Origin of the sequence: Salinivibrio sp. SS2 (genome assembly GCF_001722075.1) — a bacterium.
GTDB classification, from domain to species: Bacteria; Pseudomonadota; Gammaproteobacteria; order Enterobacterales; family Vibrionaceae; genus Salinivibrio; species Salinivibrio proteolyticus.
The window spans coordinates 26,386-35,488 of sequence record NZ_MEBP01000101.1 but is presented as its reverse complement, the minus strand read 5'-3'; the positions used below and the strand labels follow the sequence as shown (position 1 = coordinate 35,488).

The 9,103-nt window shown below is 50.7% G+C and carries 9 protein-coding genes; 1 reads left to right on the top strand and 8 read right to left on the bottom strand.

Annotated elements, in window-relative coordinates; genetic code table 11:
- Positions 1 to 331: 331 nt before the first annotated feature.
- Genes trpS through rpe form a run of 3 tightly spaced genes read right to left on the bottom strand, consistent with a single transcriptional unit; the run spans position 332 to position 2,766 of the window.
- The gene (gene trpS / locus BGK46_RS13010; protein ID WP_139130784.1) at positions 332 to 1,345 is read right to left on the bottom strand and encodes a tryptophan--tRNA ligase; all 1,014 of its coding nucleotides are present in this window, start codon (positions 1,343 to 1,345) and stop codon (positions 332 to 334) included.
- 60 nt (positions 1,346 to 1,405) lie between these two features.
- The gene (locus BGK46_RS13005) at positions 1,406 to 2,086 is read right to left on the bottom strand and encodes a phosphoglycolate phosphatase (RefSeq protein ID WP_069589887.1); all 681 of its coding nucleotides are present in this window, start codon (positions 2,084 to 2,086) and stop codon (positions 1,406 to 1,408) included.
- Positions 2,087 to 2,091: 5 nt separating this feature from the next.
- Entirely contained in the window at positions 2,092 to 2,766 is a 675-nt protein-coding gene (rpe, locus tag BGK46_RS13000; protein WP_069589885.1) for a ribulose-phosphate 3-epimerase, read from the bottom strand.
- A gap of 148 nt (positions 2,767 to 2,914) precedes the next feature.
- On the opposite strand from rpe, the gene BGK46_RS12995 reads away from it, so the two are divergent.
- Entirely contained in the window at positions 2,915 to 3,103 is a 189-nt protein-coding gene (locus tag BGK46_RS12995; RefSeq protein ID WP_069589884.1) for a DUF2970 domain-containing protein, read from the top strand.
- Between the two features lie 13 nt (positions 3,104 to 3,116).
- On the opposite strand, the gene dam is transcribed toward BGK46_RS12995, so the two are convergent.
- From dam to BGK46_RS12970, 5 genes are all read right to left on the bottom strand, one after another.
- Entirely contained in the window at positions 3,117 to 3,938 is an 822-nt protein-coding gene (dam, locus tag BGK46_RS12990; RefSeq protein ID WP_069589882.1) for an adenine-specific DNA-methyltransferase, read from the bottom strand.
- A 72-nt stretch (positions 3,939 to 4,010) separates the two neighbouring features.
- Positions 4,011 to 5,576, bottom strand: a complete 1,566-nt coding sequence (locus BGK46_RS12985) for an AAA family ATPase (protein ID WP_069589880.1) — start codon at positions 5,574 to 5,576, stop codon at positions 4,011 to 4,013.
- A gap of 11 nt (positions 5,577 to 5,587) precedes the next feature.
- Positions 5,588 to 6,667, bottom strand: coding sequence for a 3-dehydroquinate synthase (aroB, locus tag BGK46_RS12980; RefSeq protein ID WP_069589877.1), 1,080 nt, complete (start codon positions 6,665 to 6,667; stop codon positions 5,588 to 5,590).
- A gap of 21 nt (positions 6,668 to 6,688) precedes the next feature.
- Entirely contained in the window at positions 6,689 to 7,207 is a 519-nt protein-coding gene (gene aroK / locus BGK46_RS12975; protein ID WP_069589875.1) for a shikimate kinase AroK, read from the bottom strand.
- A 145-nt stretch (positions 7,208 to 7,352) separates the two neighbouring features.
- On the bottom strand, positions 7,353 to 9,098 hold the full coding sequence (locus BGK46_RS12970) for a type IV pilus secretin PilQ (RefSeq protein WP_139130785.1): 1,746 nt from the start codon (positions 9,096 to 9,098) through the stop codon (positions 7,353 to 7,355).
- Positions 9,099 to 9,103 lie beyond the last annotated feature (5 nt).

Sequence of the window (9,103 nt, the reverse complement as noted above, 5' to 3'; positions counted from 1 at the left end):
CCCGTCCTCCCCTGTTCTTGGTGTGTCTCCCTGTGAGGTACGCCACCCTCAAGCACTTGATAGTTCTGACTGAGTATTGGACTTCACGCTATTTTGCACGCTTACCCACCTATCAAGCCGAAACAGGTTCACTTGCGTTGTGTGCCTCTAACTTCCTATCGCTTCCTTCAGACCCTGCCGTTGGCCAGCAACGCCCTTGCGAGTCGGATTATCTTCCCCTCAGTCGGGGCGATTCAGGTTTCTTTCAACCTGACGGGTTTGCCAGCTTCGCTGGGCAAACAAAAAAGCAGCGGTCTATGCCGCTGCTTTTTTATACCGTCATATTCGTGTGCTACACGCGTGGAACAAAACCCACTGCATCATACACTTTACGCAAGGTTTGCTGTGCGCGTGCCGATGCGTGCTCAGCACCTTTTTGCATCACACTGTCGAGCAGCGCGCGATCAGCGCGGTACTCATGATAACGCGCTTGGAGAGGTTCGAGCATCGCCACCACCGCTTCAGCAGTATCCTTTTTCAGATGGCCATACATTTTGCCTTCGTAGGCATTTTCTAGTGCGGCAATTGACTCACCGGTCGCCCCGGACAGCAAACCAAGCAAGTTAGAGACACCTGGCTTTTGCTCGATATCAAAATGGACACGCGGTGGCTCTTCCGAGTCGGTAACCGCACGTTTGATTTTCTTGACAATGGCTTTGGGATCTTCGAGCAAACCAATCACGTTATTACGGTTATCATCCGACTTCGACATTTTCTTGGTTGGATCTTGCAGGCTCATCACCCGTGCATTCACATCAGGAATGTAAGGCTCAGGCATGGTAAAGACATCACCGTAACGATTGTTAAAGCGCGTGGCAATATCACGGGCAAGCTCTAGGTGCTGCTTCTGATCATTACCTACAGGCACTTGATTGGTTTGATACAGCAAAATATCTGCCGCCATCAGCACTGGATATCCAAATAGACCGGCGTTGATATTCTCAGCATGACGCTGCGATTTGTCTTTAAACTGGGTCATGCGGTTCAGCTCACCCATTTGGGTGTAACAGTTCAATACCCAGCCCAATTGCGCATGCTCTGGCACGTGCGATTGTACAAACAAGTTACTTTTCTCAGGGCTCACGCCCACCGCCAAGCACAACGCCAACGCATCCAAGGTTGCTTCGCGTAACGCATCCGCATCTTGATGAACGGTAATCGCATGCAAATCCACCACACAGTATTGGCAGTCATAATCATCTTGCATCTGTTCCCACTGACGCAGCGCGCCTAGATAGTTACCGATACTTAGTTCACCCGAGGGCTGCACACCACTCAGTACAATGGGTTTTGAAGATTGACTCATGATGATTAGGTTCCTTTACGCGTTGCCCAACCGGGCGGTAGTTATGTTGCTATATAATCGTTATGCTTGGTGGCTGGCGACCACGGCTTGTAGCTCACTGAATGAATCCAGCACATAGTCAGGACGGCTATCGCTAATCGGTTCACCGTAGTTGTAGCCATAGGTTAACCCGACAGAAGCGATGCCTGCATTCTGGGCTGCCAAAATGTCATTTTTTGAATCACCGACCATCAACATTTGTACATTGGTTAAGCCATGCTTGTCTCGCAAATGGTGCAACCCTTCTGGGTTTGGCTTGTTGGTCGGTAGGCTATCGCCTCCCAACACATCGGTAAACAAGGCGGCTAATCCTAAGTCTTCTAGGATGGCGGGCACAAATGCCACGGGTTTGTTTGTCACGACACCCAGTTGATAACCTTGCTGATGCAGCGCGGCCAAGGTATCTTTCACGCCCGGATACAGCACGGTTTTTTCATGGCCGTTATTGTCGTAGTGGAAGTTAAAACGCTCACGGGCACGAGCGACCAAATCGGCATCCAAGTCAGTGGCAAAATCATGACGACGCGACAGCGCACGACGGATCATAATATCGGCACCGTTACCAATCCAACCTGTAACTTGTTCCACCGTCACGGTGGGCATGTCCAAGTCGGCCAGCATCATCTGTAACGCTTGAGTTAAGTCCGGTACGCTGTCGACCAAGGTACCATCAAGGTCGAAGGCAATATAACGAAGGCTCATACTACTTACCTATTTACAGTTGCAAGCGCGGTGCGCATCTCATCAATGGCCGCTTTATAGTCGGGTTGCCCAAAAATCGCAGAACCGGCAACAAACATATCTGCCCCTGCTTGGGCAATCTCGGCGATATTGTCAGCTTTCACACCGCCATCAATTTCCAGTCGGATGTCTCGACCGCTGGCATCAATACGTGCGCGCACGTCACGCAGTTTATCCAAGGTGCTTGGAATAAACGATTGGCCACCAAAACCGGGATTCACGGACATCAACAAAATCATGTCGAGTTTGTCCATCACGTAATCAAGATAATGCAGTGGTGTGGCGGGATTAAATACCAGCCCGGCTTTCATGCCGTGATCTTTAATCAATTGTAAGGTGCGATCGATATGGTCACTGGCTTCAGCATGGAAGGTTATCATATCGGCGCCAGCTTTGGCGAAGTCGGGAATAATGCGGTCAACCGGCTTAACCATGAGGTGCACGTCAATCGGGGCGGTAATGCCGTAATCGCGCAGCGCCTGACAAATCGGCGCGCCAAAGGTGAGATTAGGCACGTAATGGTTATCCATTACATCAAAGTGGATCACATCTGCACCCGCGGCGAGTACCTTTTCTACATCCTCGCCCAAGCGCGCAAAATCTGCTGATAAAATCGATGGCGCGATCAAAAAATCCGTCATAGTTGTCGCCTCACTTGCCAAAAAGTCGCCGCAATTCTACCCGATCTCGCTCGCGCTGTCTTATTCGATCCCGCTTTTCTACCTGAACAGCTGACAAAATACATACCGCCAACTAGGGTTGGATAAGAGCGACAAAAAAGGAGGCATCATGACAACAAAATTAGGCGTTTGGGACGTCATCAAAAGTGTGATTGCCGCGCTTTTTGGTGTGCAGTCCGAGCAAAACCGTCAACGCGATTTTGCTCAAGACTCACCTGCTGCGTACATCGTGATAGGCGTGGTGATGATCGGTGTATTTGTCGCGACCTTGCTTGCCATTGTCGGCATGATTACCTAATGCCACTTTCCTGTTAGGGTTGAGGCGCAAACAGTGCCAACAGCTCATCCACTTTATTACGCCCATTCCCATTACGGCTAATGGTACGTTTGACTCGTACCACGTTGAAGGTCGCACCACGATATAAACGACGGGTATAAGGGGTGTCGTGGTTTGAAATAAGAACCGGGATCCCACCCGCCATCGCTGCCTGCTCTGCATGCTCGGCCAATAACGCTTGATCATCCAGCGTAAAGCCGTTGGTGGCGTAAGTGGTAAAATTCGCTGTCGCGGTTAAAGGCGCATAAGGAGGATCGCAATACACCACGTCGCCCAGCTTCGCGCGGGCAAAACTTTCCGCATACCCTTCACACACAAACTCTGCCCGTTGTGCTTTTTCGGCAAAAAAGAACAGCTCTTTTTCAGGGAAGTACGGTTTCTTGTAAGACCCAAAGGGAACATTAAATCCACCTTTTTTGTTGTAACGGCACAGGCCATTGAAGCCGTGACGATTCATGTACAAGAAATAGAGCGAGCGAAGATACGGATCTTGCGTGGCATTAAAGTCTTCCCGCACTTGCAAATATTGCGCTTTTTGATTGTAGTCTTGACAGAAAAAGGCGCGTGCATCATCGACAAACCGTGCTGGGGTTTGTTTGATAATGTTATAGAGATTAATCAAGTCGGGATTAATATCAGCCAAGATATAGCGGTCGTAGTCGGTGTTTAAAAACACCGACCCTGCGCCGACAAAAGGCTCGATCAGCGTGTCCCCTTCGGGAAGATGACGGCGAATGTCATCGACCAGCGAATACTTCCCGCCAGCCCACTTTAGAAACGCGCGATGCTTTTTCATTGCCCCTTGTCATTCTCCGCGATATGAAAGGGGGCGGATTGTACCTTATTTTGTCTCATCAATCAGCGGATTTTACTGCCCATTTGCACGATTGATTTCACGGTGAATTTGGCTAAATGATTTCACGAATGGCTGCAGCGCACGGACATTGTCGGCCAGCGTGAGTTCTGCGCGACGCGCCGCGGTGACACTCTCATAATCGCCCAGTAATACCATGTACCAAGTGCCACCATTACGGCGAGTTTGATAAACCTGAACACGCCCATCAAGTTGATAGTTCGCAATCAGATCAACCGCATCTTGGCGGGATTGTAAGGCGGCCAGCTGTAACGCATAGCGCTGTGCAGGCACCGCCAGTAGAGCTTGGGCATCTAACGGCAAGGTCTGGTTCGCGGACGCTGGCTGAGATGCAGCTTCCGGTTGCGCTGTTTGGCGTGGAGCAGCAGGCTCTGGACGGCTGTCTGGTGCCGCCGGTGTGGGCGGTGTTTGTGCCAGCTCAGGGATCAAGGATTCGTCAACGGCCTCAGTACCATCACCACCTGCATCCTGCTCTTCAATCATGGCATCGACCACGTCATCAGGCACGACAACGCGTTTGCCTTCATCTCCGCGGCCAACCGTCAAGCCTTCGCCATTAACCTCTTCTGGCAATGAGACTGTATCTTCAGTCACCGAGCCTGACTGGCTGGTGCGGTTTGAAGTACTGGCTGGGTTTTGGTCCATGCCTTTCTCGGTGCCTTGGCCAGCAGTCACGGCGCTCTCTGGCTCGCCCTGCTGTTCACGGAGTAAGTCATCAAGATTCTTTAACCCTTCTGGCAATACCATGCCCGAGGACTGATCATCACTTTGGCTCGGGAAGTACCACCAAATCACACCAGCACCCACGACCATGAGCACCACGGCCAATACCAGCATGGTAAAGGGTTTATTACGCGAGGGCTTTTTCTTCTCGTCACTCACTGTGCCTGTCTCCTGATTGTCCTTGCCCATGATCATGCCCGGATAGAGGGTTTGATTGGCCAACTTGGCCAGCCATTGTTTTTTCTTGGTCGCATCAATGCGTCGGGTCACCGCCAACACATCGATAAACATTTCTTCCTCCCCCTCGTTTAAGGGCGAGACTTCTAACTCTAACGGCTTTTGGCCTTGGCCATATGACACCTGACGAAGCCACTTGTTCAACTTTCCGGGCAACGCAAAAAGCACCACATTGATGCGCCAATGATCTTGGTTTTGTGCCTGTAAAACCAGTGCCCAAAGTTCAGACAATAAATTCGGGCTAAGACGGTGGGCATCATCAATGACAATTAATGCATCGCACCCACTGTCGCCGAGCATCATCGTCAGGCTATCGACTAGCGGATCGGCCTCATTAAATACGCCATCTTTGACTATTTGACGAAGCAAAATAGCACGGCGTTGTGCATCATTTTGTGCCGTGTGACACACCAATAAGGAGTGGACCGACGCGTCGGCCCATTGCTCCATATAGCGCTCACTGAGCCAGGTTTTACCCGCGCCAGTCGGACCGGTGACCTGGATAAGGTTAGAGCTAAAGCGGGTAAGAAACTGCAGGCGTGATAAGAGCTGGGTTTGGCTTTCCAGCTCCAAGGCCAAGGTATCAAAGGTGTTTGTCATGCATTCAATGGTTAACCGGCATCAATCACATCGGCTAAAAGCTGATGTGGAACATCTGCAACCACTTGCGCTTGGCCGATCGCTGTTGGCAGTACCAAACGCAACTGTCCTGAAAGCACTTTTTTATCACGCATCATGTGCTTAATAAAAGCATCGTAGTTCATCTGGGCAGGGACGTGCACGGGAAGCTGCGCTTTTTCGAGCAAGGCAGTGATGCGGGACACACTTTGTTCGTCCAGCAAACCATGACGCTGTGCCGTGTGGGCAGCAAGCACGGTGCCCGTTGCAACCGCTTCACCATGTAACCAGTTGCCATAGCCCATCTCCGCTTCAATCGCATGACCAAAGGTGTGGCCCAGATTAAGCAGAGCACGTACACCGGCTTCGGTTTCATCTTGCGCGACCACATCAGCCTTGATTTGACAGCAGCGCCGAATCGCATAACTTAACGCGTCGGGTGACAAAGCGGTCAACGCCGCCATTTCGCTATCGAGCCAGTCAAAGAAAGGCGCGTCGGCGATAATGCCGTATTTGATTACCTCAGCCATTCCCGCCGCAAACTCTCGATCTGGGAGGGTGCTGAGTACTTGAGTGTCAATCACCACCGCTTTGGGTTGGTAAAACGCACCAATCATATTTTTACCCAAGGGATGATTGATGGCCGTTTTCCCGCCAACCGACGAGTCAACCTGCGCCAATAAGGTGGTAGGAACTTGAATAAAATCTACCCCGCGTTGATAACAAGCGCTGGCAAAGCCAACGATATCACCAATCACACCGCCACCCAGTGCCACCAGCACCACATCGCGATTGTAGTTATTTTCAAGTAGGAAGGTGTTGATAGTATTGAAGGTTTCTAGCGATTTGTACGCTTCACCGTCGGGTAAGCTAAGGCAGGCGACATCTTGTGCCCCTGCCTGCTTAAGCGTCGAGACCAGCTTCTCGCCATATAATGGCATCACTGTCTCGTTGCTTATCACAGCAACCCGACGCGAACGTACGTTTTCAAACAAGCTGGCATCTGCCAGCAGCCCTTCGCCGATAGAGATAGGGTAGCTACGCGCCCCTAACTGAACATCTATCCGTTCCATGGTCGGGTCCTGTGTCTGGGATTAGTGCTGCTCTAACAACTCGATGATTTGATTCGCGACCACTTTGGCGCTTTGATCATCAGTACGCACCACATAATCAGCAATTTCTTCATAAAGTGGGTTGCGCTCTTGCGCGAGTGATTCCAACACTTCACGGGGTTGATCGGTTTGAAGCAAAGGACGTTTTTTATCGCGTTGTGTACGCGCCAGCTGCTTCTCGATAGTGGTTTCTAAGTACACCACTACACCACGAGCAGAGAGACGGTTACGGCTTTCTTTACTCATGATAGAGCCGCCGCCGGTCGCTAGCACGATACCTTGCTTCTCAGTCAGGTCGTTAATCACGTTCTCTTCACGTTGACGAAAACCTTCTTCTCCCTCAACGTCGAACACCCATGCAATGTCTGCCCCAGTTCGATCTTCAATCACTGAGTCAGAATCATAAAATTCCATGTGAAGTTGTTGAGCGAGATGACGACCAATTGTGCTTTTACCAGCCCCCATAGGGCCTACCAAAAAGATATTTCGTTTTTCAGCCATTTTAAGCAATTTTACGCGCGGTTAAATAAAACAACACCGCCCGCAGGCTTGATGTAGAAAAGCCCGAGGCGCCAATTCCTCACAGATAATTCGTGATCAGACTAAAAATTATCTCAGGACAGTGGCCCCTTTGGCAACACCTAACCTACCCTGTGACGATTTTAGGGGTCACAAAGATCAGAAGCTCGCGTTTTGCATGATCTTTCAGACGGTGTTTGAACAGATTTCCAAACAGCGGAATATCCCCGAGTAATGGCACCTTGGTTTCTTTGTTAATCATGGTGTGTTGGAAGATCCCTCCCAGCACCACCGTTTCACCATTTCGCGCCAATACCTGCGTATTAATGCGCTTGGTACTGATCGACATGGCCTCCCCTTTACCTGCCACCACCGACTTCTCTGGCATATCTTGGGTGACTTTCAAATCCAGCACTAACTCATTCTCTGGGGTAATTTGGGGCGTCACGGTAAGGCTAAGTACTGCTTTTTTAAACGACACCGCCACAGCACCGCTGGAAGAGGCTTCAAGATAAGGTAATTCGGTCCCCTGCTCGATATATGCCGCTTTCTTATTGGTGGTGATTAAGCGCGGGCTCGATACAATTTCTGCTTTGTTTTCACTTTCCAGCGCCGATAACTCGAGATCCAGCAATAAATCACTGCCCAATTTAGCCACTTGTAGTGCCAGACTTGACGCGGCAGGGTTGGAGGCGGCCAAGTTCACATTCAAAAAATTGTCCACCGGCAGAGAATCATTGCCCGATCCGGTTAATGCCTCGTCATCGGAATTGTACATGTTACGGTCCCACATCAGGTTGCTTTCTATCGAAGAGCCGATACTGGTTGAACCGTTGCGATTTAAAATCCCCCAGCGCACTCCCAGCTCATCGACAGACCCCTCTTCAACCGTGACAATCCGCGCTTCAATTTCAACTTGCTTCACCGGCACATCCAAGTGGCGAACCAAGGTGCGAATACGGGCTAAGTTCTTTTGATTATCTTTAATGATCAACGCATTGGTACGCTCATCCAGCGACACCGCCCCGCGAGGAGACAGTAAGCTGACCCCTTCGCCTTGACCTTTGATCAGGGCGGCGATATCACTGGCTTTGGCATAGTTCACCGTGAGTACTTCTGAGGTCAGAGGCAGTAAGGCATCGGCCTGCTGACGCATTTCGAGTGCTTGCTTTTCTTGTGCCATCAGCTCAGCGCTCGGAGCAACGAGCATCACTTGTCCCCGTTGGCGCTTATCCAGCCCCTTCACACGCAAAATCACATCCAATACATCTTGCCAAGGCACACCATCAATGCGCATGGTGATATTGCCTTGTACCGAGTCCGAGGTCACAAGGTTAAAATCATTCTGTTCAGCAATCAGCTGCAACACGGTACGGACCGGAATGTCTTGGAAGTTAATCGAGATCGCCGCCCCTTTTTGCGCTAAGGCCGTCGCAGAAGGCGCTTTTTTTGCCGCAGAGACGCGGATGGTCAACACCTTTCCTTGCTGCTGATAATCAAAATCCACGGCCTGCTCAGCACGCAGTACAATGCGAGCACTCTCAGGGGCCTGAAAGGTCTCAATCTCAGTCACTGGGGTCTGACGGCTGCGAGTATCGAGAACCGCAAGTAATGCCTGTTTTAGCTGTACATTTGGCAAGCGTAGCGTGACTTGCTGAGGGATGGGTTGACGAAAGTCAGCCGTTACCGCGGCATCAGAAAACGTCAGCGAAACCTGAGCATCACCATTATCTAGACGCTTCACTGCAATATCAGTCAGCATACTCTTTGCGGCAACCTGCACTGAACCCAGGCTGAACATCAGTATCAGCAGTATGAGCCAGACTGGGCGAACGCTTTGCGAGAACGTGCGGGAAAGGTAAGGGCGTATCATCATAT

Bases quoted from the DNA above. Each gene is read 5' to 3' on its own strand.
- trpS (WP_139130784.1), bottom strand. From the start codon at position 1,345: ATGAGTCAATCTTCAAAACCCATTGTACTGAGTGGTGTGCAGCCCTCG.
- BGK46_RS13005 (WP_069589887.1), bottom strand. From the start codon at position 2,086: ATGAGCCTTCGTTATATTGCCTTCGACCTTGATGGTACCTTGGTCGAC.
- rpe (WP_069589885.1), bottom strand. From the start codon at position 2,766: ATGACGGATTTTTTGATCGCGCCATCGATTTTATCAGCAGATTTTGCG.
- BGK46_RS12995 (WP_069589884.1), top strand. From the start codon at position 2,915: ATGACAACAAAATTAGGCGTTTGGGACGTCATCAAAAGTGTGATTGCC.
- dam (WP_069589882.1), bottom strand. From the start codon at position 3,938: ATGAAAAAGCATCGCGCGTTTCTAAAGTGGGCTGGCGGGAAGTATTCG.
- BGK46_RS12985 (WP_069589880.1), bottom strand. From the start codon at position 5,576: ATGACAAACACCTTTGATACCTTGGCCTTGGAGCTGGAAAGCCAAACC.
- aroB (WP_069589877.1), bottom strand. From the start codon at position 6,667: ATGGAACGGATAGATGTTCAGTTAGGGGCGCGTAGCTACCCTATCTCT.
- aroK (WP_069589875.1), bottom strand. From the start codon at position 7,207: ATGGCTGAAAAACGAAATATCTTTTTGGTAGGCCCTATGGGGGCTGGT.
- BGK46_RS12970 (WP_139130785.1), bottom strand. From the start codon at position 9,098: ATGATACGCCCTTACCTTTCCCGCACGTTCTCGCAAAGCGTTCGCCCA.